A 26878-nucleotide genomic window follows, 5' to 3' on the forward strand; every position below is an offset into this window, starting at 1 on the left:
TTTATTCTCCTGATGTAGTTATTTTAATTTATCAAAATCTTCTTGCATTTGTTTGTTTATTTCTGCAATTTCATGGCAACTATCATCTAATTTTTGAATTATTTCCCATAATCCCTGAATATATATTTTCATTTGAGAAACCACTTTAATTTCATATTCAATTATATTCTCAGAAAATGAATCTTGATAGGCTTTTATTGTAATTTCTCTTTTTTGTTTTACCTGTTTTTTCAGTGAATCTTTTTCTTTTGCAATATCCTTTTTATAATTTTTATCATCATCTGCTTTTTCCCTGTCACCAGCAACACTCGTACCTATACTAGCAACAGTAGTAACTATCCCTGCTCCAACAACCCACCCTCCTGGATTCCACCAATTTGCTGCTACAAAAAGTGCTGCACCCACAGCACCAATACCTACACCAACCCGTTTTATTAACTTTCCTGTATCATCTTTGGTGATGTTACTAAAATTCATTTCCATATCAATCTGAATATTTTTAATATCATATTCATATTCCTGTTCAAATTCCTGGAGTTTTTCTCTTAAATCTGAAAATATTTCATCTATGCAAGATGTCATTGTTTCCTCAATATGTTTTTCATTAACTATTCTCTTCCATTCTCTCTGTCTTCCATTGATATCTTTATCTGAATAATTATCAACAAACTTACCTATTTCATTTTCAATCAAATCATATAAAGAGTCACATCTATCTTTAATTTTTTTATTACCGTCTTTTTCGACTTCTGTAAATATCTTTTCGATTTTTCTTTGTTTCTGTTCCATAACTTTTAACTGAACAGATAACTGAGATTTGGCAACAGCTAATTTTTGATTAATTAAAACTATAAAATAATCCAAACTTTCAGAAAAAGTTGCTAACCTCAGCTTTTGACCATTAGTATAAATTTGATAGGCTATTAAAGCATACAATTCCTCTATTTTACTCAACTCCCAAAGTTGACTGCTATACTCTTGATATTCTGCTTGCGTACTTAAAAAACCAGCTTGAGCATGAATAGGAACTATATCTACATTATCTAAATTCAAATATTCCTTAATGTGACTTTGAATATGATTTTTCTGTTGTGATAACCTATCTTCATCAAATACTATTTCTGGCATATCAAGGATCATTTTTAAATCTTCTAATTTATTAGAAATATCATATTTAACATTGAGAATTACAGCAAAGTATTTATTGATTTGTTGTAATTGTGCCATTGCTTGAAATTCACCAGGTTGTACAGAGTCATCACTGGTTAAAAACAAAATGATATCAGATTGATCAATGATTTTATTAGCTTTTTGTGTATCATCATCACCTTTATAAGCTTCAATTCCAGGTGTATCAAGTAACCGTAAACCTTGCCAAGAATATTCTGTTACATCTCTGGTGGTGCGTTGTGAACCTTTGCCAATTGTACTACCACTACCGCGAGTTAGTGTTTCTCGTAAGGTACTTTTACCAGCTTTTGTTCTACCAAATAACGCAACTGTAAAATTTTCTAGATGTTTTCTTTTCTGATTTAAAGAAATAACCAAATCTTCTAAACTATCTTCGGATAATTTTTGAATATCTAACTGTATTTGTTCTAATTCCGTTGCAAATTGGAACTGTTCAGAACCTTTGATTTTCAAAATTTCATGGCTAATGGCTTCAATATTACTATTAAAATTTTTAATTGCTATTTCTATTTTCTTTGCATATCTAATACTAATATAATAAGCAGAGTTAGCCATTTTTGAGCATTTTTTTAATGCCTCTTCAAATTCATCTTGAGATACTTTTATCTGACCTCTTTTAACCGGATTATTAGATGTAGTATTTTGTTTTTTAATTTGATGTTTAGTTTGATTATCTTGGGAATAATTAGAGTTATTTTCTGAAGATAATCCATACTTGTATTTATATGACCAATCTAAATCGAAACTATTAATCTGCTGTCCATGAATTTTGACAGTTTGAATAGTAGTTAATTTTAAATCACGTAGTGATGTGATAGTGAATTGTAATAGTTCGCCTCTATCTGTAATTTCTTTAGTTTTTTGGGATACTAGGATTACTTTGAGACAATCATGGTTAACGGAAACTTTAGCGGTAACGCCTATAATACCGTTAAGGCTTAAAGATTGGTTAAGGTGGTGTGCGATCGCATCTAAATCAATATTCATAAACCAGCATCTTTTTTACTCAGCATCATTATAAATAACATGAGTAAAAATTATACTAAACCTAATTCATCTCAACCACTATTTATTAAGTATATTTACATCAACTAGGATGATTTTGATAACATAGTTTTAAGACCTGCTCAAATCATAACTTTTCTAAATCCTGAAAATCCTTAAATCCTGGACATCCTGATTCTGACAACCATCTCATTCACAGCATCACAACAAACTTAACAATAAAAATCCTGCTATACTAAAAAGCACAAAGCACCCTAATAATTAAATTATGATCATCCATAAAATTATCCAAGAATTAGAACAAATTCCAGAAGAAAAACTAGCAGAAATTTATGACTTAATTCACTATTTCCGCGTAGGATTAAATCAAACAAAACCTCAACCCAGAACACCAGGAATACTAACAGGAAAACTCAGCAACACCTTTTTTGATCCTCTACCTGAAGAAGAATTGCAACAATGGGAATAAATTATCTGATTGATACCCATATTTTATTATGGTGGTTTTTTGATGATCCTAAACTTGATAGATCATGCCGAGAAATAATTAAAAATCCCAATCATCATATTTTTGTCAGTAGCGTATCCCCTTGGGAAATAGCCACTAAATACCGTATTGGTAAACTACCTGAAGCAAAAGACATATTACCAATTTATCCACAACTCTTAACTCAATCACAATTTATTGAACTAAATATTAATTCAAATCATGCTATTAGAGCAGGTACTTTACCTATAGATCATCGAGATCCTTTTGATCGTATGATTATGGCTCAAGCCGAAATTGAAAAAATGCCAGTTATCACCTATGATCAAGCATTTCATACAGGATTGATTGAAGTAATTCCTAATCCTGTACATCCTTAAATCCGGGAAATCCTTAAATCCTGGAAATCCTGATATGGCTTATGCCACGCTACGCTATCAGACAAAAAAAAGCGGGCTAACCGCTATTACATGGTTAACCCGTTCAGCTTTGGGAACGCGCAGAGAAATTATTATTGCAATACCAACTTGACATTGGCGTTTTGCAGACCGCGCTGTTTTACTTCAGCCAAAGTCTTGTTAACGGCGTATTTTTGGTTAATAGAGTTGATCAACTCGGTTTGGTTGTGCTTCTTAGCAACGCCCCACAAGTCAGCGATGAGGTCAAAAGAACCATCACTGTTGCGAGACCAACCTAAATCGTACTCGCCTTCCAATACAGCAACGATGTCCGAACGTACACGCTGACCGTTATAACCACGAACATCAGCTTCAGTCTTTACGCTGATACCTAAGTCGCGCAAAGAAGACTTAAGGATTTCGGCATCGGTGATCTTGGTACGCAGAGTGCTAAAGTGAGACATTTGGGTTTCCTCCAATGAGAAGATTGATGAGAAAAACGACAACGGTTTCTTTTCAGCCAAGCCGCATTGATTGGGAGCGGCTTTTTTCTTCTAAACTGTTAGCTTCGTAGCTAACCTTTCCCCCCTGACATTGCAGGAGAAAGCTTTTAAAACTCCATGCGCTGATATTCAGCGACGGAGGATGCTGCTGGTCTTGCACGCTGTCTGGCCCAGTCTCTTAAAGCTGTGACCTGTTCTTGCATCGTTCGTGACAGTGGCAAAGTAGACTTCAATGCAGCAATAATATCTAATTGGGTGAACTCCCGATCTTGGGCGAAAGCTTCATACATCGCCGCCACTATCGCTTGTTCAATTTCTGCCCCAGAGAAGCCGTCAGACATTTTGGCTAGTTGTTCCAGATCAAATCTAGCAATATCTTCCCGCCGTTTGGTCAGGTGAATACCGAAGATATCCTGACGTTCTTCAGGTGTGGGCAGATCCACAAAGAAAATTTCATCAAAGCGACCTTTCCTCAAAAACTCCCCAGGTAGGCGTTCCACGCGGTTAGCAGTCGCCATTACAAACACTGGAGATTTCTTTTCTTGCATCCAGGTGAGGAAAGAACCGAAAATTCTACTCGATGTCCCCCCATCGGAATCACCAGAACCGGCACTACCCGCGAAAGATTTATCCAACTCGTCGATAAACAGAATCGTAGGGGAAATTGATTCTGCTGTTTTTAGGGCGTTCCGCAGATTTGCTTCACTTCGACCCACCATTGAGCCGTCGTATACCCGCCCCATGTCTAATCGCAAGATTGGTAAACCCCATAAACGGGAGGTCGTTTTGGCAATTAGTGACTTACCACAACCGGGAACACCGAGAATCAACATCCCCTTAGGTTGAGGTAAACCATACTCTCTCGCTCTTTCTGTAAAGGCGTTAGAGCGTTGTTTGAGCCACTTTTTCAATTCTTCCAAGCCACCAATAGCATCAATGGTTTCATCTTCTTCGATGTACTCTAGGATGCCATTGCGCCGAATCAGTTGCTTCTTCTCAGATAAAACTATATCTACTTCATCTTCCGTTAGTCGTCCGGTAGTTACCTGCGCCTTACGGTATACTTTTTCAGATTCATCTTTAGTTAGACCTAAAGCTGCTCTGAGAAGCTTTTCTCGTGCCTCGGTTGTTAGCCGTCGGCCACGATACTGCTCTTGGTGGTTAGTTAAAACTTTGCTCAACTCAACCATATCTGGCAGTTGGAAGTCTAAAACAACAACTTCTTTTTCCAGTTCGATGGGAACTTGTTGCATGGGAGACATTAAAATAATGTTCTTTTGCATTCCCTTGAAACTAGCGATCGCATCCCGTAGCGATCTCGTTGTTGCTGGCGCATCAATAAATGGATGTAAATCTTTAAGAATAAATATACCGGGTTCTTTTTGGCGAATAATCCACTCAATCGCCGCTTCTGGAGAAACTGTATTATGTTGAGTTGTATTCCGGGGTTGACCATACTCAATGATACCGTGAGTTACAGTCCAAACATACACCCGGCGTTGGGGCTTTAACAATTGAGCTATTGTGGAAATTGCTTGCTCTGCCCGCTCTTCCTCGGAGGTCACAAGGTAGATTAAAGGGTATTGAGCTTGAATTAAAATATTGAGCTCTTCTTTCATACAATCGACCTACTTGAGACCTTCTAAAGACAGTACAGTCATCGCTTTTGATCAAGACAACCGAAAAACTTCTTCTTCTTCATTCCTACCTAGCAAGGAACCAATTCTTCCTCACCCTTCGGATGGGTTTCATCTTGTTCCATTTCATCCATGGACAGATGTTCTTGACCAATTATTCCCGGTTGATTGCCTAAAGCTACTAATTCCCCATTACGTAAGACTATTGAACTTTCGCAAGTAGGACAAGAATAAACTCTATGTGTTCGTCCATAGGAAGACGCTTCTACTTCTTCGACTAATTCTGAATTTGTCAGGTAGAAATTGAGGGCGCGTTCTGCAAGTTCTGACATCGGCTCCGAATCAACTGCTGATCGAATTTTCAATCTTCTGTGCAGTTCAGGCGATAGATACAAAGTAACCTTTTGCTTAGTTTGCATATAACTCATTAACGGTCTTACCCGGGTATGTAACTAACGTTATCGGCTTCCTGATTCCTTGTCAAGATAGAAAAACGTTTTAATGGCTATTTTGTTACATCTCTTAATAATATTAGTTAGCAATTAGCCACCACATCATTAAACTGAGTGATTTATGTCACAATGAATCTGGTAGAGAAAACGGGGCAAAAAGGAGCAAGGGTGCGGGGGAGATGAATTTTGCTCTCTGCCTCTTCTTTGATTGCACTGACCGGAAATTGGGTGAAGGGTGTAATTATGTGTACTGCTGCCGTCAAAACCTGTAATTTGAAGCGAGCAATTGTGGCACTAGTCTCTGGTGTTGGCACAGCAATGATTTTCTCAAGTTGTAGTGCTACTAGCTTCCCAACTTCCAAACTGGCATGGGAGACTTACCACAATTCCCGTTATGGTTTTGAGTTTCCCTATCCCAGCAATTGGACTTCTTTAGCACCCCCAGACAATAACGATGGAGTTACCTTCGTATCACCACAAAACCAAGATGCCCAAATTCGCGCTTGGGCAGGAAATCAATTACCAGAGTCAATTACCCAAGACCCAAAGACCATAAAAACGATAGATGAAAATTTTCAAACTGCTCAAGGAGTCTCTGGAGTGCTGGTGGTAGAAGTGGGAGAAGAGGTAAGTTCTATGCAATTGACCATCACTCAAGGTCAAGTGAAATATTATTGGCAAGGGAAAAGCAACAGCAAAGAATTTCGATATCGCTATCAGTTGTTTTACTACATTGCCCAGCAATATAAAATTCGTAATTCGTAATAGTGCCTACGGTTCCGCTAGGGATACGTAATTTGTAATTCATAATTGAGACAACTTTTCCCCTTCCAATCCCCAGAATTAATGAGCGAGAGGGGACACAAACCTGATAGATTTAGCTATCAGCGAGTAAAAACTGGTAAAAATGAAAGTCCTGGTTATTGGTGGCGATGGGTATTGCGGTTGGGCAACAGCACTCTACCTTTCTAATCAAGGTTATGAAGTTGGAATTTTAGACAGTTTAGTGAGGCGGCATTGGGATAACGAACTGGGTGTTAACACACTTACCCCAATCGCACCCATTCAGCAACGCCTCCAGCGCTGGCAAGATTTAACTAGTAAATCTATCGACCTGTTCATCGGTGATATTACTAACTACGAATTTCTGCACAAATCCTTACACCAATTTCAGCCAAATGCCATAGTGCATTTTGGTGAACAACGTTCAGCGCCATTTTCCATGATTGACCGCGATCATGCAGTTCTGACTCAGGTAAATAATGTAGTTGGTACATTGAACTTGCTGTATGCCATGCGGGAAGATTTCCCAGATTGTCATTTGGTGAAGTTGGGGACAATGGGTGAATATGGGACACCCAATATCGACATTGAAGAAGGTTACATCACGATTGAACACAACGGACGCAAAGATACTCTGCCCTATCCTAAGCAGCCCGGTTCCATGTATCACTTAAGCAAAGTCCATGATAGCCATAATATTCACTTTGCTTGTCGGATTTGGGGATTGCGGGCAACAGACTTAAATCAAGGTATAGTTTACGGCGTTCTCACCGAAGAAACGGGGCTGGACGAACTGTTAATTAACCGCCTTGATTACGATGGTGTCTTTGGGACTGCACTTAACCGTTTCTGTATCCAAGCTGCAATTGGACATCCTCTGACTGTCTACGGGAAAGGTGGACAAACTCGCGGATTTTTAGATATTCGGGATACAGTGCGATGTATTGAATTAGCGATCGCTAACCCAGCACAACCTGGAGAATTCCGCGTATTTAACCAATTTACTGAATTATTCAGCGTTGGTGACTTGGCAATGATGGTGAAAAAAGCTGGCAACGCTATGGGATTGAATATAGACATCAATCACATTGACAACCCCAGAATCGAAAAAGAAGAACACTACTTCAATGCCAAAAACACCAAACTGCTAGATTTAGGCTTAGAACCTCACTATCTCTCAGATTCTCTACTTGATTCTCTATTAAACTTTGCTGTCAAGTATCAGGAACGAGTTGATAATAACCAAATTTTGCCTAAAGTCTCTTGGCATAGATAATTATTAGGTGACAGCGAAGAGGAAAGGGAGCAGGGGGGGTAGGGGAGGAACAATAAATTCTTTATTTTCCTACCTCCTGCCTCCTACCTCCTGCCTCCTGCCTCCTGACTCCTGACTCCTGACTCCTGACTCCTGACTCCTGACTCCTGATTTCCAGTTATTTATGAGAATTGCCCTATTTACCGAAACTTTCTTACCCAAAGTTGATGGAATTGTGACGCGTCTGCGTCACACCGTTGACTATTTACAACGTCATGGAAATCAAGTGTTAGTGATTGCCCCAGAAGGTGGGATCACTGAACATAAAGGAGCGAAAGTTTACGGCGTTACTGGCTTTCCTCTGCCTCTGTATCCAGAGCTAAAAATAGCACTACCTCGTCCAGCTATTGGTTATGCGTTGGAACAGTTTCAACCGGATATTATTCATGTTGTCAATCCCGCAGTTTTGGGATTATCGGGGATTTTTTACAGTAAAGTCCTGAAAATTCCTTTGGTGGCTTCTTACCATACCCACTTGCCGCAATATCTGCAACATTACGGTTTAGGAATGTTAGAAGGATTACTATGGGAATTATTGAAAGGCGCTCATAATCAAGCGGAGTTAAATTTGTGTACATCCACAGCGATGGTGGAGGAACTATCAGGACATGGGATTGAACGAGTAGATTTATGGCAGAGAGGGGTTGATACAGAATTATTTCATCCTGATTTAGCAAGTCAGGAAATGCGATCGCGTCTATCCCAGAATCATCCAGAAAGCCCCTTACTTTTGTATGTAGGTCGTCTTTCCGCTGAAAAAGAAATTGAGCGAATTAAACCGATTTTACAAGCCATTCCTGGTGCGCGGTTGGCCTTGGTAGGAGATGGTCCCCACCGTCAAGCACTAGAAAAACATTTTGCCGGCACAAATACTTATTTTGTTGGTTATCTGATGGGAAAAGAGTTAGGTTCTGCTTTTGCTAGTGCTGATGCCTTTATTTTTCCTTCTCGGACAGAAACACTGGGATTAGTCCTACTAGAAGCAATGGCAGCTGGGTGTCCAGTCGTAGCAGCCCGTTCTGGTGGAATTCCTGATATTGTTACAGATGGGGTAAATGGGTATCTTTTTGAACCGACAGCAGATATTCAAGAGGCTATTAATGCTACAGTGCGTTTATTACAAGAGCAACAAGAAGTCACCCTAATCCGTAAAAATGCCCGCAAAGAAGCAGAAAATTGGGGATGGGCAGCTGCTACCCGTCAACTACAAGATTATTATCAAAAGGTGATAGGGAATAGGGAATAGGGAATAGGGAAGCCAGAGGAAAATTAATCGACTAATGACTAATGACTAATGACTATTTTTAATTATTTATGACACTCCCTAACGCCGGTAGCGTCTTGGCAACATTAACTGAACTTACTCAAGTTAATCGCACCCACACCCTACTCAGTCGAGTCAAAGATCTCTCTGTTAACGAATTTGTTTGCTTACTTGATTTCATTACAGCTGAGTTTCAGCAATTTCTCAGAGCTATTGATCTAATCAATAATGAAGCTCTAGAAAGTATGTTGGAAAAAGTTCTAGAAGCCATTACACTCAAAATTGGTCAAATTCTCCAAGCAGAACATACAGCCATTTTTTTAGTTGACTATGATAAGGCTCAACTATGGTCAAAAGTTCCCCAGGATAATAGCCAAAAATTCCTAGAAATACGCACTCCCTTAAATGTGGGTATTCCTGGTCATGTTGCTACTACAGGTCAATATCTTAACATATCTGAAACCTCTACTCACCCTCTTTTTAGCCCAGAATTAGAAAGACAAATGGGCTATAAAATCCGCAATCTTTTATGTATGCCAGTTGTGAGTAGTAAAAAGCAAACTGTAGCTGTAGTACAACTAGCAAATAAAGCTGGGAATGTTCCTTTTGATCAGGATGATGAAGAGTCATTTCGAGACTTTGCCTCTTCTATTGGCATTATCTTAGAAAGTTGTCAGTCTTTTTATGTAGCGGCTCGGAATCAGCGCGGGGCAACAGCTTTATTGCGTGCGACTCAGACATTAGGGCAAAGTTTGGATTTAGAGGTGACTTTGCAAATAGTCATGGAACAAGCCCGGATTTTAATGCAAGCAGACCGCAGTGCGCTGTTTTTGTATCGTAAGGAAATGGGGGAACTATGGACGAAGGTGGCAGCAGCTGATGGTAAAAACTTGATTGAAGTCCGTATCCCTTCTAATCGCGGTATTGCTGGCTATGTGGCTTCTACTGGTCAAGCACTGAATATCCCCGAAGCTTACCAAGATCATCGCTTTGACCCAACTACAGATCAAAAGACTGGGTATGTAACTCGCAATATCTTGTGTTTACCAGTTTTTAATTCTGCTAATGAATTGATTGGGGTGACACAGTTAATTAATAAGCAACAAGGTAGTTTTTCTACTTCTGATGAAGAATTCATGCGGGCTTTTAATATTCAGGCGGGAATTGCTTTGGAAAATGCCCGTCTATTTGAAAACGTATTGTTAGAAAGACAATATCAAAAAGATATTCTCCAGAGTTTGTCAGATGCTGTAATTTCTACAGATATGCAAGGTCAAATTGTCACTATTAATGATGCAGCACTGGAGTTAATTGGTTGTCCTTTGAAGGAAGCTAACAGAATTACTAATAAACTGCTGTGGAAGGAAAATTTGCTTGGTCGTAAAGTTTGGGAGGTGATGCCAATTGAAAATCTGCAAATGCGGCTGGAAGATAGTTTACAACATGGGTCTAGACATTATGTCCCAGAGCAAAGTTTGCAAGTGGGATTGTATCAATTAGAAAATGGTGAAACTCAAAAGTCAAAACAGAAAACTCAGAAGATAATTTTGGCGGTGCGCGATCGCCATAACCCAGATATTTTTATTCCTTGGAATCAACTCCTGACTCCCCAGTCTGAGTTACTCAGTTCTAGTGTGGTGAAAGAATTAGAACGCAGCATCAATCTCACCGTCAATCCCTTGACTAATCCCGAAGGTGGAGTCAGAGGTGGTTTAGTGGTATTGGAAGACATCAGTCGGGAAAAACGCATGAAAAGCACCATGTACCGCTATCTGACCCCCCGCGTAGCCGAGCAAATTATGGCGCTGGGAGAGGATACCTTAATGGTAGGTGAGCGCAAAGAAGTCACCATTTTGTTCTCTGATATCCGAGGTTACACAACGCTGACGGAAAACTTGGGCGCAGCTGAGGTGGTATCGCTGCTCAATCAATATTTTGAAACAATGGTGGAGTCAGTTTTTCAATATGAAGGAACTTTAGATAAGTTTATTGGTGATGCTTTAATGGCGGTATTTGGAGCGCCGCTACCACTGACTGAAAATCATGCATGGCGAGCAATACAGTCAGCATTGGATATGCGCCACCGATTGGAAGAATTTAACCACAGGCGGATTATGCAGGCGCAGCCTCAAATCCATATTGGGATTGGGATTAGTTCTGGGGAAGTAGTTTCCGGGAATATCGGTTCTCGCAAACGGATGGACTATACGGTGATTGGCGATGGGGTAAATTTGAGTTCCCGCTTGGAAGGTGTAACGAAAGAATATGGTTGTGACATTATTTTGAGCGAATTTACTTATAATTTGTGCCGCGATCGCATTTGGGTGCGCCAGCTAGATAAAATTCGCGTCAAAGGTAAACATCAGGCGGTATATATTTACGAATTAATTGGCGATCGCTCTATTCCCCTTGATGCTAACACCGAAGAGTTTTTGTTCCATTATCATGCTGGACGCACTGCTTATTCCTCGCGAGACTTTTCTCAAGCGATCGCCAGTTTTGAAGCCGCTAAACGCATCCGACCCCTAGACCAAGCCCTGAATACCCACCTAGAACGAGCCTATAATTATCAGCAAATACAACCTCCAGATTCTTGGGATGGTGTCTGGACGATGATAACTAAATAGTTATTGGTCATTGGTCATTGGTCATTGGTCATTGGTCATTGGTCATTGGTCGTCATTCACCTCCCCAGTTAAGAGTCCCTACTTTATTGTTCCGCCTCAGAGCCGTTATTTTGTTCGGGTTGTTCACCTATTTTGAGTTGTTTTTTCGAGCGTTTTAATTCCTTCCACATAGCCTTGATTTGCTCATAAGCTTCATCTGGGGGCATTTTTCCACCTGTTTCTAAGTTGCAGATGTAGCTAACTCGCTGGGCAAACTCCTGTAGATTCGCATTAAAAACCAAGTTTTCTGGCTTTACATGACCGTAGTAGCGACCACGAGGATAGAGAAAATCATCTTTATTCACCATTTTTTTCTCCATGTATTCAAATCTGCCCCTGATTTTCAAAGTTTGCAGCAGAATCACTAGCAATTATTATCTCTATTTTGTCAGATCCAGAGAAAGCAAATCCTTAGACGGTGCTGATCGGGAAGTTATGGAGCAATTGGTTAATTCCAGCGTTGACAACATCATAAAGTTATCAGTTACTAAGCAGCAAGCTGTAAAAAGTTTATGCCCAACTATCCAAAGCTATGAACTAGGGAGCGCCCAATATACATCTTTCCTTATAAAAAATTGCTATTTCCCAGAGGAGGTTAATCTACTACGGCTTCAATTTGCTTAAAGGTTTCATATTACATCCTAAACACTAGCTAATCAAGCCATAATATATACTTTTTTTACATGATTGCCAAATTTTTTTTCCTAAAAATTCCAAAAAATCAACTTAAAAAACCGTAATTTCCAGACAAAATCATATTTGCTGTCCAAAAAGGTTTTATTTTAGATGATTTAGGCAATTTTTGTCCATTTGCTACTAATCATTAACAGACAAATTATCACTCATGTCCAATCGCTAATAACTAAAGATAAAATGGTGAAGCTTGAAACCATGCCTAGAAATGTATCTACCACAATGTCTATTAATTCCAAGCTATACGAAGGCAAAGCGAAAATCATCTACACCACAGATGAACCTGAAGTTTTGTTGGCAGATTTTAAAGATGATGCTACTGCATTTAATGCCCAAAAGCGTGGCAGTATTCAGGGTAAAGGAAGTATAAATTGCACTATTTCCAGTAAGTTGTTTCAACAATTAGAAGTGCATGGAATCAAGACTCACTACATTGACAGTCCGGCTCCAAATCAAATGCGGGTACGCTCCGTAAAAATTGTACCATTGGAAGTAGTTGTCAGAAATATTGCTGCTGGTAGTCTGTGCCAGCAAACAGGACTGCAACTAGGTACAGTTCTGCCACAGCCTTTGGTAGAGTTTTATTACAAAGACGATAAATTGGGAGATCCACTGTTAACACGCGATCGCATATTCCTGTTGGCATTAGCCACTGCGGAACAAGTTGATCACATTACCCATCTTGCATTGCAAATCAACGAGTTTCTTCAGGGTTTTTGGCAAAGCTGCGGTATCACCTTAGTAGACTTTAAACTTGAATTTGGTTTGGACTCACAACAGCAAATACTCTTGGCAGATGAAATTAGCCCCGACACTTGCCGTTTGTGGGACATAACAGAAGAAGATCCTAACCGCAGGGTAATGGACAAAGACCGCTTTCGCAGAGACATGGGGAATGTAGAGAATGCCTACCAGGAGGTTTTACAAAGGGTTTTAAAAGTCGTAGACAGCAAAAATCTTTAAATTTTGAATTTTGAATTCCGCGTTTGCGGAATGCGTTAGAGAAAAGAGAAGCGGTATGTGTGGTAGTGAAGAGGAATATGAGTAAAATGCGTTTATCTCCTGTATTGCTGGCAGCGATGCCCTTGGCGAGCGTAGCTATCGCCATTGCTGCTCCTTTGGATAGTTCCCTAAGAGCAAATGCACAAACTGCTAATGATGTCAATCAGACAACAGAAGTTTCTAGCCTAGGAACAACCCAGCAGCTAGAACAGGAATCTGCTCAGAGTGATGAAAACCAAGTATCTCAACCCCAATCAACAGCAGTAGTTATAGAGACGAAATCGCATCAGTCTCCTACCACTGTTACAGCCTTAACAGCTAACTCGGCATCGATAGCGGTACCAGAGGTAATTATCCCCAATCCGACAACGCCAAAAACGGCTCAAGTCCCCCAATCATCCTTAAATCGCAACTTAGCACCAATAGAGAAACAAGAAGTAGTTATCCCCAATCCGACAACGCCAAAAACGGCTCAAGTCCCCCAATCAGCCTTAAATCGTAACTTAGCACCAATAGACAAACAAGAAGTAGTTATCCCCAATCCGACAACGCCAAAAACGGCTCAAGTCCCCCAATTAGCTTTAAATCGCAACTTAGCACCAATAGACAAACCAGAATTAACTATATCTACCACGACAGCACCAAAAACGGCTCAAGTCCCCCAACCTGCGCCAAATCCCAGCACTACTCCCAGTCAGGAAAATGTCAATCCACCCACAGCAGAACCTGTGTTTCCTGCTACTCCAGAATCCACAGAAACAGCAGAACCTCGTGTGCTGGTTTCAGAAGTAGCGATTACATCTCAAACGGGAACAATCTCACCAGAACTGGAAAACGAAGTTTACAAAGTCATTCGTACTCAACCAGGACAGACAACTACTCGTACCCAATTGCAAGAAGATATTAATGCGATCTTTGGTACAGGCTTTTTCTCTAATGTGCAAGCTGTTCCAGAAGATACGCCTTTGGGGGTGCGGGTGAGTTTTATTGTTGCTCCTAACCCAGTCGTGACGAAGGTACAAGTCGAAGCTAATCCGGGTACTGGTGTTGCTTCTGTAATTACTGCTAACACTGTAGATGAAATCTTCCGCGATCAGTATGGCAAAATCTTGAATTTGCGGGACTTACAAGAAGGTGTTAAAAAGTTAACCAAGCAGTATCAAGATAAAGGTTTTGTACTAGCTAACGTGATTGGAGCGCCTAAAGTCTCAGAAGATGGAGTTGTTACCCTACAAGTAGCAGAAGGGGTAGTAGAGAATATCAAAGTCCGTTTCCGCAGTAAAGATGGTCAGGAAACAGACGATAAAGGACAACCAATTCGGGGACGGACTAAGGAATATATCATTACAAGGGAATTGCAATTAAAGCCAGGACAAATATTCAACCGCAACATAGTTCAAAAAGACATACAACGAGTATTTGGACTAGGACTGTTTGAGGATGTGAATGTCTCCCTTGACCCTGGGACTGACCCTAGTAAGGTGGATGTAGTATTAAATGTGGCTGAACGCAGTAGCGGCTCAATTGCGGCTGGTGCGGGGATTAGTTCCGCGAGTGGTTTATTTGGGACTATTAGCTATCAGCAGCAAAATTTAGGCGGTAGAAACCAAAAATTAGGCACTGAGATCCAGCTAGGAGAGAGAGAACTGCTGTTTGACCTCCGCTTTACAGACCCTTGGATTGCGGGTGATCCTTACCGGACTTCTTATACAGCCAATATTTTCCGCCGTCGCTCAATTTCGTTGATTTTTGATGGCAAAGATGAAAATATTGAAACCTTTGACCCAAACGATATCACTAATCAAGATAACCAAGATCGCCCCCGGATTACCCGTTTAGGTGGTGGTATCTCCTTTACCCGTCCTCTTTCCACCAATCCCTACGAAAAGTCAGAGTGGGTTGCTTCAGCTGGCTTGCAGTATCAACGGGTTTCTGGCCGTGATGCTGACGGTAATCTCAGAAAACAAGGGGCAATATTTGATGATAATGGTAATATCATCAGCCCATTAGTTCCCCTGACTCAATCGGCAACAGGGGAAGACGATTTATTATTATTGCAACTAGGCGCACAACGCGATCGCCGTAATAATCCTTTACAACCCAGCAGCGGTTCTTACCTCCGCTTCGGAGTTGACCAATCTGTACCTATAGGACAAGGCAACATTTTTCTCACCAGAGTCAGGGGTAATTACAGTCAATATTTACCCGTGAAATTCCTCAGCTTTGGGAAAGGCACACAAACCCTAGCATTTAACATCCAAGGAGGCACAGTCCTGGGTGACTTACCTCCCTACGAAGCCTTTACTCTTGGTGGTAGCAATTCTGTCCGGGGTTACGATGAAGGTAGATTAGCTTCTGGACGCAGTTACGTGCAAGCATCTGTCGAGTATCGCTTCCCCGTTTTCTCTGTAGTTAGTGGCGCTCTATTTTTGGATTATGGTAGTGACCTGGGAACTAGTACCAGAGCAGCTGAAGTGTTAAATAAAAATGGTAGTGGCTACGGTTATGGTCTAGGTGTGCGTGTACAGTCACCATTGGGGCCAATTCGCATAGACTACGGTATGAGCGATGATGGCGATAGCCGCATCAATTTTGGGATTGGGGAAAGGTTTTAAATTGGTCATTGGTCGTTGGTCATTGGTCGTTGGTCATTGGTCATTGGTCATTGGTCGTTGGTCATTGGTCATTGGTTATTGGAGAAAAACCAATACCCAGTCACCGCGTCACCCAGTCCCCCACCCCAGTCATCTTGAATAAAAGAACTTGCCAATTTTCACCTTTGCCTTAATACTATTCCCCATACAGGCTTAAATCAGGGTTTCTACTAAAGATAAAAAATGAGCAGTACAAACCGAAATATATCGGCTTTTTGCCTATGCACCAGCACACTTTAGCAGGGGAAATCACCCAAACGGGTGTGGGGCTGCATAGTGGGGTGAGTACCCATGTACGGATACTACCAGCTGAGGTGGGAAGCGATCGCTATTTTGTCCGGGTGGATTTGCCAAATTCGCCGATTATTCCCGCCCAAGTTGCAGCAGTTAGTCAGACTCAGCTTTCAACTCAGTTGGGTGAAGGTGCTGTCTGTGTCCGCACTGTAGAGCATTTATTGGCAGCTTTGGCGGCTATGGGTGTAGATAATGCCCGCATTGAAATTGATGGACCAGAAGTACCGCTTTTAGATGGTTCGGCTCAGGTATGGACTCAAAGCATTGCTGCTGTAGGTTTGGTATCACAGCCCGTCAGTGATACACAAACACCGATAACTATTAAAGAACCAATTTGGGTTTATCAAGGTGATGCTTTTACCTGCGCCCTCCCCGCACCAGAAACTCGGTTTAGCTATGGTATTGATTTTGAGTTACCTGCTATTGGTAATCAATGGTATAGTTGGTCACTAATTACTAATTCAGAAAATACTGAAAACACTTTTGTGACAGAAATTGCTCCTGCCCGTACATTTGGGTTATTGCATCAAATTGAATATCTCCAAAAGTCAGGATTAATCAAAGGTGGTAGCTTGGATAATGCTCTAGTTTGTGGGGCTGAAGGTTGGCTAAATCCACCCTTAAGATTTGAAAATGAGCCAGTACGTCATAAAATCTTAGATTTAGTAGGAGATATGAGCTTGCTGGGTAAATTCCCTATTGCTCACTTCTTGGCTTACAAAGCCAGTCATAATTTACACGTGCAACTGGCACAAAAAATTTTAGAATTAATCTAGAATTCAAACCTACTCAAGATTATTCACAGTTACTGATTTCACTACGAATTAGTAATTACATATCACGAATTAGAAATTACCCATGTCAACTCTTACCCAAGCTAACTCTACTGACGTGACTACAACTGAAGGAGATAATCAAAATAGCAACACATCTGAGATTAAAACAACGTTCACAATTGAAGAGATTCAACAACTATTACCTCACCGTTATCCGTTTTTACTGGTAGATAAAATTATTGACTATGTTCCAGGTAAATTGGCTATAGGTGTAAAAAATGTTACTTTTAATGAACCCCATTTTCAAGGGCATTTTCCCGGACGCTCACTGATGCCTGGTGTACTAATTGTGGAAGCAATGGCACAAGTAGGCGGAATTGTCATGACGCAAATGTCCGATTCACCTGGTGGTCTGTTCGTGTTTGCTGGGATTGATAAAGTCCGTTTCCGTCGTCAAGTAGTACCAGGAGATCAGCTAGTGATGACTGTGGAACTGTTGTGGGTAAAACAACGTCGTTTCGGTAAAATGCAAGGTCGAGCCGAGGTTGACGGACAACTAGCTGCTGAAGGGGAATTAATGTTTTCTTTAGTAAGCTAAAAGTCATTGCTTATTGGTCATTAGTCATTGATTTTTAGTGTTAAAAAACTGACGATTGATCACATAGTATTTACTGGTTTTTGGATTTTCGCTACCCTTTTTTCAAGACACTACGCCCTCACACATAAATTGTTTTGCTGAACCTTTTTGTTCAGTAAATATTTAATACACAGCACTCAGTTCTGGAGAGTCACCTTTGAAAACGCTTATTCATCCAACTGCGGTAATACATCCTAACTCGGAACTCCACTCTACAGTGCAAGTCGGCGCTTATGCTGTGATTGGAGCGAATGTCACAGTCGGCGCGGAAACTGTGATTGGCGCTCATGCAGTGCTAGAGGGACCGTGTGAAATTGGGACGCGAAATCATATTTTTCCGGGTGCAGCTATCGGTATGGAACCCCAGGATCTCAAGTATGTGGGAGAACCAACTTGGGTAAAAATTGGGGACAATAATTCTATTCGTGAGTACGTGACTATTAACCGCGCTACCGGTCGAGGTGAAGCGACGGTGATTGGCAATGGTAATCTACTCATGGCTTATGTTCATGTGGGTCATAACTGCGTGATTGAGGACTCGGTGGTAATTGCTAACTCTGTGGCTTTAGCGGGTCATGTCCACATTGAATCAAGAGCTAGATTAAGTGGGGTTTTGGGTGTGCATCAATTTGTGCATATCGGTGGTATGGCTATGGTGGGCGGTATGGCACGCATTGACCGAGATGTACCTCCTTATATGTTGGTGGAGGGTAATCCTTCGAGAGTGCGATCGCTCAATTTGGTGGGTCTAAAACGCTCAGGAATGCCCGTCCAAGACTTCCAAATCCTTAAAAAGGCTTTCCGTATTCTCTACCGTTCTAATTTACTTTTTAAAGATGCTTTGGCAGAGTTGGAGCAGTTAGGAGATATAGAGCAATTAGAACATTTACGCCGTTTCTTGCTACTTTCTAAAATGCCAGGAAGACGTGGCTTGATTCCGGGAAAAGGCAGAAAAAGTACTAGTGATGATTCGTGATTTAGTTCATTCATCATTAGTTGGATTAGGGATTATTCGACATATTCCCTAATCACTCGAAGAAGAATATGGAGTAATTGAACCGCAAAGACGCGAAGGACGCGAAGGAAGAAATAAAGAAGAAGGAAGAGGAAAAGAGCAAAAATACAAAATCTAAAATCTAAAATCTAAAATTGAAATGCGGATATTTATTAGTACGGGTGAAGTCTCTGGCGATTTGCAGGGATCACTTTTAATTGCAGCACTTCAGCGTCAAGTTGCAGCTATGGGTTTGAAGTTGGAAATTGTGGCTTTGGGTGGGGAGAAGATGGCTGCCGCAGGAGCGACAATTTTGGGCAATACTAGCGGTATTGGTTCAATGGGTATTATTGAGGCTCTACCTTACTTTATACCTACTGTTCAGGTACAACGCCAAGCGATCGCTTATCTGAAGGAAAATCCACCTGATTTAGTGGTGCTGATTGACTACATGACCCCCAATATTGGGATTGGTAGTTATATGGAGCAGCATTTTCCCGATGTGCCTATAGTGTATTATATTGCACCGCAAGAGTGGGTGTGGTCAACGAGTTTTGAGAGAACGAAACGGATTATTAGCTTTACAGATAAGCTATTGGCGATTTTTCCCGAAGAAGCTCGTTATTATCAGCAGAAAGGGGCTAATGTTAATTGGGTGGGTCATCCGTTGATTGATAGGCTGGAAAATACTCCTAGTCGGGAAGCAGCGCGGACAAGTTTGGGGATTAAACCGGAACAAATTTCTGTTGCTCTTTTGCCAGCTTCTCGTCAACAAGAATTAAAATATCTGTTACCAATAATTTTCCAAGCTGCTCAAAATATACAATCTAAATTACCAGAAACCCATTTTTGGATTCCTCTGTCTTTAGAAACATTTAGACAACCTATCGAGAAAGCCATTCAAGATTACGGGTTACAAGCTACAGTTGTATCAGGTCAACAGCAAGAAATTTTTGCAGCAGCTGATTTTGCAATTACTAAATCTGGAACTGTCAATTTAGAATTAGCTTTGTTAAATGTACCGCAAGTAGTTGTTTATCGTCTTAACACCATTACAGCTTGGATTGCGCGTAATATTCTCAAAGGTTCGATTCCTTTTGCTTCTCCAGTGAATTTAGTTGTGATGCGGGAAATTGTGCCAGAATTGTTACAGGAGCAAGCCACAGCCGAGAATATTACTCAAGCGGCGATGGAATTGTTATTAAATCCTGAGCGTAGACAGCAAACTTTGGCAGATTATCAGGAAATGCGGCGATGTTTGGGAGAAGTGGGAGTATGCGATCGCGCCGCCAAGGAAATTCTACAAATGCTACCCAATTAGAACTTTTTGACGGGGAATCAGTCGGAGAAAATAAATATAAAAGACCAATAGCTGTTGATTTATTTGCTGGTGCTGGGGGAATGACTCTGGGTTTTGAACAAGCAGGTTTTGATGTTCTCGCAGCAGTAGAAATTGACCCTGTTCATTGTGCAACTCACGAATTTAATTTCCCTTTTTGGCAAATTTTTTGTAAAAGTGTTGTTGAAATTACAGGAGAAGAAATTAGGAAACTCTCTAAAATTGGTAATCAAGAAATTGATGTCATTTTTGGTGGTCCACCCTGTCAAGGCTTTTCTTTAATTGGTAAACGGCTGTTAGATGATCCGCGAAATAGTTTGGTTTTTCATTATATTCGTTTGGTTCTAGAGTTACAGCCTAAGTTTGTAGTTCTAGAAAATGTCAAAGGAATGACCATAGGAAAACACCAGAATTTTCTTTTAGAAATTATCTCCGAGTTTGAAAAAAATAATTATAGAGTTCGTCAAGATTATCAAGTTTTAAATGCGGCTAATTATGGAGTACCACAAAATCGAGAAAGATTGTTTTTGTTAGCTTGTCGTCAAGATTTAGATTTACTGAATTATCCCCAACCAATTACCACACCTATTAAAAAACAGAAAAATATTAATAATCAGCTTTTATTAACACCGACTGTAAAAAAAGCACTACAAGATTTACCAATAATTGAAAATTATCCAGAACTATATGAACAAGATTGGATATTAGGTGAGTTTGGTAAAAGCAGCAGATATGTTAAACGACTAAATGGATTTAATTCTAAGTTTCAGAACTATGGTTATAAACGTATTTATGATCCAAAAATGCTCACTTCTAGTTTAAGAACAAAACATACAGAAGCATCAATTCAAAGATTTGCAGATACTTTACCAGGAAAAATTGAACCCATTAGCCGCTTTTATAAACTTGATTATAAGGGTATTTGCAATACATTAAGAGCCGGAACTGCAAGGAATTTAGGTGCATTTACTTCTCCCCGTCCCATTCACCCATTGATTCCTAGATGTATCACTGTGCGAGAAGCAGCACGTTTACATTCTTATCCTGATTGGTTTAGATTTCATGTGACAAAATGGCATGGTTTTAGACAAATTGGTAATTCTGTGCCTCCTTTATTAGCGAAAGCTATAGCATCAGAAATTATCAATGCTTTAAATGTAGTACCATATAGACCTAGAAGTATTAAAAATTTGGGAAATGAGAATTTATTACATTTTAATATGTCGGAAGCAGCTAAATATTATGATGTGAATGCAGATATTATTGAACCTAGAACTCAAAAGGCAATTAACAAACTTTTGATCCAATGAATTTAGCAGTTAATAGGAACAAATATAATGACTGTTACCAAACCTGCATCATTAACACTAGAGGAATTTCTCAAATTACCAGAAACTAAACCACCTAGTGAATATATCAACGGTGAAATTATTCAGAAACCAATGCCAAAAACTCGTCATTCTAGACTTCAGGGTAAATTAATTAATGGCATTAATCAAGTCACAGAGACGAGTAAAATTGCTTATGCTTTTCCAGAGTTACGCTGTTCATTTGCAGGTAGATCAATTATTCCAGATATAGCAGTTATTCGCTGGGAAAATATCGCATTTGATCATCATGGTGAACCTGTGGATGATGTGTTAACTCCTCCTGATTGGACAATAGAAATTCTTTCTCCAGATCAAAGTTCAAACAGAGTGACAGGAAACATCTTACACTGTATTAAGTATGGTTGTAAACTGGGATGGTTAATTGACCCAGATGACCGTTCGATTTTGATTTTTCAGCCTCAAAAAGAGCCGGAATTAAAATATGGAAAAGATGATTTAATTGTATTAGCTGGAATTGAATTAGAGTTGACAGTAGAAGAAGTATTTGGTTGGTTGAAAATGAGTTAGAGTGCGATTTGATTTTATTTAAGCAGGGGAGCAGGGAGAAAAGGGTGTGAGCCTTATTTATTTTTCTTCACACACTTCACACATTTTACTTATCTCATGCCCACCTACTTAACCTCGAATATCTATTTAAGCCTCCAAAACTAAGTTATTCAGCATAGTATTCATCTTATTAACTGACTCGATATACTCGTTTTCAGGAACAGATTCTGCCACAATTCCCGCGCCAGCATTTAAGTGAATTCTATTCCCGTATTGGTAAACCGAGCGAATAGCGATCGCAATATCCGCTGCACCATTACTATCTACCCAACCAATACCACCAGCATAAATACCTCTTGGCTCATCTTCTAAACGGTCAATCCATGCTAAGGCTTGTGCTTTATCAATCCCAGAAACAGTAATTCCTGGGAATAAAACTTTTAACGCATCCCACAAGCTGTTTCCAGGTAGAAGTTTACCACCTACTCGTGATGATAAATGTTGTACACATCGATACTTTTTCACTTCCATGAAATCAAAAACTCGTACCGTTTCTGGTGAACAAAGTGAGGTAATCTCATTTTGTGCTAACCAAGCTGACAGTGCGTGTTCTTTCACTTCTTTGGCATCTGTAAATAGTTCACCGCTTAATCGTGTGTCTTCCTCTAGGTCTGCACCACGGGGTCGAGTTCCTGCTAGTGGATTAGTCACTACAAAACCGTCTTCGTTTACCTGCATAAGAATTTCCGGACTAAAACCAACAGCGCGGATATCTTCTAAATTGAGACAATAGGAACGTGCAGAGTCGTTTGTTTTTGAGGCAGCCACATAAGTTCCTAAAATATCTAAATTACCTGTTACTTTAACAGAACGGGAAATAATTGCTTTTTGCAAATTTCCTTGTTTAATTGCTGTAACTAGAGTCTCAACACGGTTTTTGTAATTTTGGCGATCATTAAAATCAACTACTACTGAAGATAACTCATAATTTGGTAATTCATTCTCAAGCAATAATTGTTCTAGAATCTGGTCTAATGACTTAGTAGTCTTGATATGTATCCCTGTTTCTGTAAAGCGCAGTTCAGTTTCAGGAATCAAAAAATAGAGTAGTTCTTGGGAAATTGCTTGAGAATATGCCGAGTAGAATCGAGCTATATCAAATGCAACATAGCCATAAGCTGTCCAATTTTCAATATTCAAAGAATTGAACAAAGCCTCTACCTGTTTCAAGGGATCACTCACTGGTTCAGAGTAGGATTTTCCTAAACCATTAATTAATACAGAGTCTTGGGTTACTGACACCCTCACAAGCTCATTACCAGCAATACGAACCTCATTATTGCCTTCATACATGACATAGTTAGAAAAAATTCCAGCTTGTAGCAAGTTATTTAAGACAATAATCGGATCTTTTTGTCCTGGTACAAATGCTTCATTATATTTAATCTGAGTCTTTATTTCCGCTACCATGAATTTGACCTGTTTTGATAATTTATGAATGATGCCAATTTTCTCAACCTAGGCAATAGATACCAACTAAAAATCAAGATAGTATCTGACTTGCTCAATTACGAATTACGAACAACATGATGTTATTTCAGTAATTAATTGCGATGGATTTTTCAACGCAAATATACAATAATCCCAAGGAGGAAAATTGGACACGATAGAACCATTTGATGTTTTCATTAATGCTATTTTGGCGGCAGCTTTTCTGAAGATGTTTAAATATGCTATGAGTCAAGCCAACCACTACGAATAAAATAAGAAAAATAGGTATTTAGTAATTCCTTATTCACAGGAGGGCAAGATATAGAACTACCATTCAGCGCCCTCAGTGTTGCAGAACAACTAAGTTGAGGGTCTATTAATGGCTGATGCTTGTGGGAAATAGCTGGTTGTTCTTGAGGCAACTTTTTGAGAAAAAAGGGCAAGAGATGATATAAAGGATTTTCTCTGGAACGGACAGCATTATTCAGTTGTATTTGCCAATCTTGATAAGCAATGTGCTGAATAGGATAGCCAAATGAGCCGATAAAATCTGTCAATTCACTCCAAGAACCAGGTTGAGGATTATTTAAATGGAAAGCCTTTCCTACAGAATCTTTTTGCTGTGATAAATAAACAATGCTTTGACTTAAATAGTCAACGGGAGCTAAATCTAATCTATCGGTGATATCTGTCATGCTTCCCATTTGTATACAGCCTTTGATGGTACGGCAGATCACATCATCTTTATACCAAGCACCTGTTTGACTATGACCGGAAATAAATGGTGGTCTATATATCGAAACTGGAATTCCTCGCTTATTTGCTATCATCATTAACTTTTCTGCCACCCATTTACTCTGGGAGTAAGCAAGTTTCATTCCCTCACTATGAGCAAGTGGATCTGATTCAGTGACGACTTTTCCCCAATAAACAGGTGATTCAAAAACCGCAATTGTGGAAATGTAATGTACCGGCTTGGTTTTAGTTTGACTAGCTAATCTGAGAATTTCTTGAGTTCCCAAAACATTGCTAGGCTTTAATGCTGAGTATGGGTAAACATAATTTATCCATGCAGCATTATGATAAATCACATCGATCAGGCTGCTCATCTTTTGAAAATCTGCCGATGACAAACCTAATAGCGGTTGAGATAAATCACCCAATACGGGAATAATTCTGGTAGATAAATCCTCGTTCCAAATGCCATAGGATTCTAAGTTCTTTTGAATCCTCATCTTCCCTGATTCAGAATCAGCAGAACGGACTAAACAATAAATATTTGCCTGGGTTTTTAGCAGCAGTTCTTGAAGTAAAAAAGCTCCTAAAAAGCCTGTTGCTCCCGTCAAAAAAATAGCCGTAGGATCAGATACAAATAAATCAGATGGATATTCAGGAAAGATAGTAGAATCCAAAACAGCTTCTGAATTTAAATCCGTCGCTAAATCAGTTGAGGAAGATTCTGAGACAAATGTATTTTTCGTTGCTAGTTGCTGAAGTAATAAATTGGCTAATTGGCTAATATTAAAGTTACTAAGAAATATCTCTATTGGTATGTTGACTCCTAATTCAGTATCAATGCGGTTCTTCAAGTCAATATTCATTAAAGAATCAAGCCTCAGTTCATTTAAAGGCTTCTCTGGATCTGGATGTTGAGATGAATCAATTTCTAAAACTTTGACAATTTGCTCTTGAATGTAAGTAATTAGTAGTTCTTGACGTTGAGTTGCAGAAGTATCATCTAATTGTTGTAAAAACTCAACTCGTTGTGTCAATGGCTGTTCATTTTTACTTTGTTCTTCAATTTTGAGCAGTTCTTGTTCTACTAACAGCCGACGTAAAATTTTGCCTGTGGTTGATTTAGGTATTTTGTCTACAATTTCTAGCCGACGAATTCTTTTATAAGATGCAACTTGTCCCGCAACAAATTCCATGATTTGCTCTGGTGTCGCTGCACTTTTGAGGACAACAAAAGCTTTGGGAACTTCACCACTAGTTGGATGAGGACTTTTGATTACACAGGCATCAACAACAGATGGATGAGTTAGCAATACGGCTTCTAGTTCTGCTGGCGCTACTCCGTAGCCATTGCACTTAATCAACTCCTTAATGCGATCAACGATGTAAATGTAACCGTCTTCGTCAGCATAGACAATATCACCGCTGTGATACCAACCATCTTGATCAATTGCTTTAAGAGTTGCTTCGGGATTATTTAAATACCCTGTCATTACCTGTGAACCACGTATCCACAGTTCTCCTGATTGATTGGCAGTTAATGGTTTTTGGCTATCAACATCTACTATTTGACATTCCACTCCAGAAATGCTTTTACCGACTGAACCAGGCTTACTCTTGTAAGATTCATCTGGAGCATTCAGACTCACACAGGTTTCTGTTGTTCCATATATTTGCTTGATGATGCAATGGGGAAGACGTTGTTCACATTCTGCGATTAATTCACGACTCAGGGGTGCAGCGGCTGAAGTGAGTACCTGCAAGCTGGAAAGATCGTATTTTTCTACTAATGATTGCTTGGCTAGTGCCAGCAGCATTGGTGGTACTACATGAATCCGAGTAATTTGATGTTGCTGAATCAGGCTGAGAAATGTTTCTAAATCAAAGCCTTGCATGGTGACAATAGTTGCACCGCGAGCAAGGCAGTAATTCATCATCAGCATCCCGTAAGCATGAAAAAACGGTAAAACTCCGATAAGTCGATCATCTTCGGTGATTAGTTCGCAGTTTTGAAATTGGTAAAAGTTTGCACCAAAGGTATAGTGGGTGTGCATTACACCTTTAGGCAAACCAGTTGTACCACCAGAGTACAGCAATACCATCAAATCTTCTTTGGGATTGATTTGGACTGGCGGTGCTTCCCCTTCACTTTGTAAAAGCACGGAAAATGAAGTAGCACCAATCGCATCACCAAATACGAATACTTCTTTTACTTGTGACTGCTCAACTGCTTCTAATGCTTGATTTAAAAGACCAGGTGTGGTGAGGATGTATTTTGCACCAGTGTCATTCAGTTGGTATATAAGCTCTTGTGTTGTATAGGATGGGTTGACTGTAGCGACTACCCCGCCCAAACTGACGACGGCATGAAAAGCGATCGCATATTCGGGAAGATTAGGACTGTAAATAGCGAAAATATCACCTTTGGAGAAGCCGCGCGCAGTCAGGCCAGCAGCTACTCGACGGATTGAGTCTGCCAATTCTCCATAAGTTATTATGCGATCGCTCTGTCCTTCAATAAAAGCTGCTTTGTCTGCTAATTCTACTGCTCGTTGCAATACAAATTTTGTCAACGGCTGCTCAGGGATACGAGTGTCAGGATATGGACTGTCAAAGATCATAAAATTTCTTTTTCGAGTAAATTTCGAGCAAATATTTATAGGACAAAACTTTTCATACCAAATT

Annotated in this window: 22 protein-coding genes; 15 read left to right on the forward strand and 7 right to left on the reverse strand. The window is 39.9% G+C overall.

Annotated elements, in window-relative coordinates; genetic code table 11:
- Positions 1–18 precede the first annotated feature (18 nt).
- Positions 19–2178, reverse strand: coding sequence for a GTPase (locus H6G68_RS00990; RefSeq protein ID WP_190904946.1), 2160 nt, complete (start codon positions 2176–2178; stop codon positions 19–21).
- A gap of 286 nt (positions 2179–2464) precedes the next feature.
- Here H6G68_RS00990 and H6G68_RS00995 point away from each other — a divergent pair, with 286 nt between their 5' ends.
- Both H6G68_RS00995 and H6G68_RS01000 read left to right on the forward strand, forming a co-directional pair.
- Positions 2465–2665: a hypothetical protein gene (locus H6G68_RS00995; protein ID WP_190904947.1), complete on the forward strand. Its 201-nt coding sequence runs from the start codon at positions 2465–2467 to the stop codon at positions 2663–2665.
- The gene (locus H6G68_RS01000) at positions 2656–3063 is read left to right on the forward strand and encodes a type II toxin-antitoxin system VapC family toxin (protein WP_190904948.1); all 408 of its coding nucleotides are present in this window, start codon (positions 2656–2658) and stop codon (positions 3061–3063) included. Before H6G68_RS00995 ends, H6G68_RS01000 begins: the two co-directional genes overlap by 10 nt.
- A 131-nt stretch (positions 3064–3194) precedes the next feature.
- Here the strand turns inward: H6G68_RS01000 and H6G68_RS01005 are convergent, their stop codons facing one another.
- From H6G68_RS01005 to H6G68_RS01015, 3 genes are all read right to left on the reverse strand, one after another.
- Positions 3195–3545, reverse strand: a complete 351-nt coding sequence (locus tag H6G68_RS01005; RefSeq protein WP_048868763.1) for a DUF1257 domain-containing protein — start codon at positions 3543–3545, stop codon at positions 3195–3197.
- Between the two features lie 146 nt (positions 3546–3691).
- Entirely contained in the window at positions 3692–5203 is a 1512-nt protein-coding gene (ycf46, locus tag H6G68_RS01010) for a stress-responsive protein Ycf46 (protein ID WP_190904949.1), read from the reverse strand.
- Between the two features lie 89 nt (positions 5204–5292).
- Positions 5293–5640, reverse strand: a complete 348-nt coding sequence (locus H6G68_RS01015) for a slr0373 family blue light stress response protein (protein WP_190904950.1) — start codon at positions 5638–5640, stop codon at positions 5293–5295.
- 276 nt (positions 5641–5916) lie between these two features.
- Here H6G68_RS01015 and H6G68_RS01020 point away from each other — a divergent pair, with 276 nt between their 5' ends.
- The 4 genes from H6G68_RS01020 to H6G68_RS01035 all read left to right on the forward strand — a co-directional run bounded on the left by H6G68_RS01020 (position 5917) and on the right by H6G68_RS01035 (position 11662).
- The gene (locus H6G68_RS01020; RefSeq protein WP_190904951.1) at positions 5917–6438 is read left to right on the forward strand and encodes a hypothetical protein; all 522 of its coding nucleotides are present in this window, start codon (positions 5917–5919) and stop codon (positions 6436–6438) included.
- 142 nt (positions 6439–6580) lie between these two features.
- On the forward strand, positions 6581–7732 hold the full coding sequence (locus H6G68_RS01025) for an NAD-dependent epimerase/dehydratase family protein (protein ID WP_190904952.1): 1152 nt from the start codon (positions 6581–6583) through the stop codon (positions 7730–7732).
- Between the two features lie 163 nt (positions 7733–7895).
- Positions 7896–9017, forward strand: coding sequence for a glycosyltransferase family 4 protein (locus tag H6G68_RS01030; protein WP_190904953.1), 1122 nt, complete (start codon positions 7896–7898; stop codon positions 9015–9017).
- A gap of 68 nt (positions 9018–9085) precedes the next feature.
- Positions 9086–11662: a GAF domain-containing protein gene (locus H6G68_RS01035; RefSeq protein ID WP_190904954.1), complete on the forward strand. Its 2577-nt coding sequence runs from the start codon at positions 9086–9088 to the stop codon at positions 11660–11662.
- An 83-nt stretch (positions 11663–11745) separates the two neighbouring features.
- Here H6G68_RS01035 and H6G68_RS01040 read toward each other — a convergent pair whose 3' ends face one another.
- Positions 11746–12021 (reverse strand): DUF7219 family protein, encoded by a 276-nt coding sequence (locus H6G68_RS01040; protein ID WP_127056419.1) that lies wholly within the window; start codon positions 12019–12021, stop codon positions 11746–11748.
- Between the two features lie 595 nt (positions 12022–12616).
- Between H6G68_RS01040 and purC the strand changes: the two genes are divergently transcribed.
- From purC to H6G68_RS01085, 9 genes are all read left to right on the forward strand, one after another.
- The gene (gene purC, locus H6G68_RS01045; protein ID WP_190905093.1) at positions 12617–13357 is read left to right on the forward strand and encodes a phosphoribosylaminoimidazolesuccinocarboxamide synthase; all 741 of its coding nucleotides are present in this window, start codon (positions 12617–12619) and stop codon (positions 13355–13357) included.
- An 86-nt stretch (positions 13358–13443) separates the two neighbouring features.
- Positions 13444–16011, forward strand: a complete 2568-nt coding sequence (locus H6G68_RS01050) for a BamA/TamA family outer membrane protein (RefSeq protein ID WP_190905094.1) — start codon at positions 13444–13446, stop codon at positions 16009–16011.
- Positions 15965–16153, forward strand: coding sequence for a hypothetical protein (locus tag H6G68_RS01055; protein ID WP_190904955.1), 189 nt, complete (start codon positions 15965–15967; stop codon positions 16151–16153). Before H6G68_RS01050 ends, H6G68_RS01055 begins: the two co-directional genes overlap by 47 nt.
- Positions 16154–16271: 118 nt before the next feature.
- A complete protein-coding gene (gene lpxC / locus H6G68_RS01060) occupies positions 16272–17120 on the forward strand; it encodes a UDP-3-O-acyl-N-acetylglucosamine deacetylase (protein WP_190904956.1) in 849 nt (282 codons plus the stop codon).
- A gap of 82 nt (positions 17121–17202) precedes the next feature.
- Positions 17203–17718: a 3-hydroxyacyl-ACP dehydratase FabZ gene (fabZ, locus tag H6G68_RS01065; RefSeq protein WP_190904957.1), complete on the forward strand. Its 516-nt coding sequence runs from the start codon at positions 17203–17205 to the stop codon at positions 17716–17718.
- Between the two features lie 196 nt (positions 17719–17914).
- Positions 17915–18733, forward strand: a complete 819-nt coding sequence (gene lpxA, locus H6G68_RS01070; RefSeq protein ID WP_190904958.1) for an acyl-ACP--UDP-N-acetylglucosamine O-acyltransferase — start codon at positions 17915–17917, stop codon at positions 18731–18733.
- A gap of 178 nt (positions 18734–18911) precedes the next feature.
- Complete coding sequence (gene lpxB, locus H6G68_RS01075; protein ID WP_190904959.1) at positions 18912–20072, forward strand: lipid-A-disaccharide synthase; 1161 nt, start codon at positions 18912–18914, stop codon at positions 20070–20072.
- Positions 20006–21400, forward strand: coding sequence for a DNA cytosine methyltransferase (locus H6G68_RS01080; protein WP_242045093.1), 1395 nt, complete (start codon positions 20006–20008; stop codon positions 21398–21400). The genes lpxB and H6G68_RS01080 overlap by 67 nt, the downstream gene beginning before the upstream one ends.
- A gap of 27 nt (positions 21401–21427) precedes the next feature.
- Entirely contained in the window at positions 21428–21988 is a 561-nt protein-coding gene (locus tag H6G68_RS01085) for a Uma2 family endonuclease (protein ID WP_190904960.1), read from the forward strand.
- A gap of 126 nt (positions 21989–22114) precedes the next feature.
- On the opposite strand, the gene H6G68_RS01090 is transcribed toward H6G68_RS01085, so the two are convergent.
- Positions 22115–23437 (reverse strand): salicylate synthase, encoded by a 1323-nt coding sequence (locus H6G68_RS01090; protein WP_190904961.1) that lies wholly within the window; start codon positions 23435–23437, stop codon positions 22115–22117.
- 263 nt (positions 23438–23700) lie between these two features.
- Entirely contained in the window at positions 23701–26814 is a 3114-nt protein-coding gene (locus H6G68_RS01095; protein ID WP_190904962.1) for a thioester reductase domain-containing protein, read from the reverse strand.
- Between the last annotated feature and the right edge of the window lie 64 nt (positions 26815–26878).

The organism is Anabaena catenula FACHB-362, assembly GCF_014698735.1.
In the GTDB taxonomy this organism is placed as follows: Bacteria; Cyanobacteriota; Cyanobacteriia; order Cyanobacteriales; family Nostocaceae; genus Anabaena; species Anabaena variabilis_A.

Bases quoted from the DNA above. Each gene is read 5' to 3' on its own strand.
- H6G68_RS00990 (WP_190904946.1), bottom strand. From the start codon at position 2,178: ATGAATATTGATTTAGATGCGATCGCACACCACCTTAACCAATCTTTA.
- H6G68_RS00995 (WP_190904947.1), top strand. From the start codon at position 2,465: ATGATCATCCATAAAATTATCCAAGAATTAGAACAAATTCCAGAAGAA.
- H6G68_RS01000 (WP_190904948.1), top strand. From the start codon at position 2,656: ATGGGAATAAATTATCTGATTGATACCCATATTTTATTATGGTGGTTT.
- H6G68_RS01005 (WP_048868763.1), bottom strand. From the start codon at position 3,545: ATGTCTCACTTTAGCACTCTGCGTACCAAGATCACCGATGCCGAAATC.
- ycf46 (WP_190904949.1), bottom strand. From the start codon at position 5,203: ATGAAAGAAGAGCTCAATATTTTAATTCAAGCTCAATACCCTTTAATC.
- H6G68_RS01015 (WP_190904950.1), bottom strand. From the start codon at position 5,640: ATGCAAACTAAGCAAAAGGTTACTTTGTATCTATCGCCTGAACTGCAC.
- H6G68_RS01020 (WP_190904951.1), top strand. From the start codon at position 5,917: ATGTGTACTGCTGCCGTCAAAACCTGTAATTTGAAGCGAGCAATTGTG.
- H6G68_RS01025 (WP_190904952.1), top strand. From the start codon at position 6,581: ATGAAAGTCCTGGTTATTGGTGGCGATGGGTATTGCGGTTGGGCAACA.
- H6G68_RS01030 (WP_190904953.1), top strand. From the start codon at position 7,896: ATGAGAATTGCCCTATTTACCGAAACTTTCTTACCCAAAGTTGATGGA.
- H6G68_RS01035 (WP_190904954.1), top strand. From the start codon at position 9,086: ATGACACTCCCTAACGCCGGTAGCGTCTTGGCAACATTAACTGAACTT.
- H6G68_RS01040 (WP_127056419.1), bottom strand. From the start codon at position 12,021: ATGGAGAAAAAAATGGTGAATAAAGATGATTTTCTCTATCCTCGTGGT.
- purC (WP_190905093.1), top strand. From the start codon at position 12,617: ATGTCTATTAATTCCAAGCTATACGAAGGCAAAGCGAAAATCATCTAC.
- H6G68_RS01050 (WP_190905094.1), top strand. From the start codon at position 13,444: ATGCGTTTATCTCCTGTATTGCTGGCAGCGATGCCCTTGGCGAGCGTA.
- H6G68_RS01055 (WP_190904955.1), top strand. From the start codon at position 15,965: ATGATGGCGATAGCCGCATCAATTTTGGGATTGGGGAAAGGTTTTAAA.
- lpxC (WP_190904956.1), top strand. From the start codon at position 16,272: ATGCACCAGCACACTTTAGCAGGGGAAATCACCCAAACGGGTGTGGGG.
- fabZ (WP_190904957.1), top strand. From the start codon at position 17,203: ATGTCAACTCTTACCCAAGCTAACTCTACTGACGTGACTACAACTGAA.
- lpxB (WP_190904959.1), top strand. From the start codon at position 18,912: ATGCGGATATTTATTAGTACGGGTGAAGTCTCTGGCGATTTGCAGGGA.
- H6G68_RS01080 (WP_242045093.1), top strand. From the start codon at position 20,006: ATGTTTGGGAGAAGTGGGAGTATGCGATCGCGCCGCCAAGGAAATTCT.
- H6G68_RS01085 (WP_190904960.1), top strand. From the start codon at position 21,428: ATGACTGTTACCAAACCTGCATCATTAACACTAGAGGAATTTCTCAAA.
- H6G68_RS01090 (WP_190904961.1), bottom strand. From the start codon at position 23,437: ATGGTAGCGGAAATAAAGACTCAGATTAAATATAATGAAGCATTTGTA.
- H6G68_RS01095 (WP_190904962.1), bottom strand. From the start codon at position 26,814: ATGATCTTTGACAGTCCATATCCTGACACTCGTATCCCTGAGCAGCCG.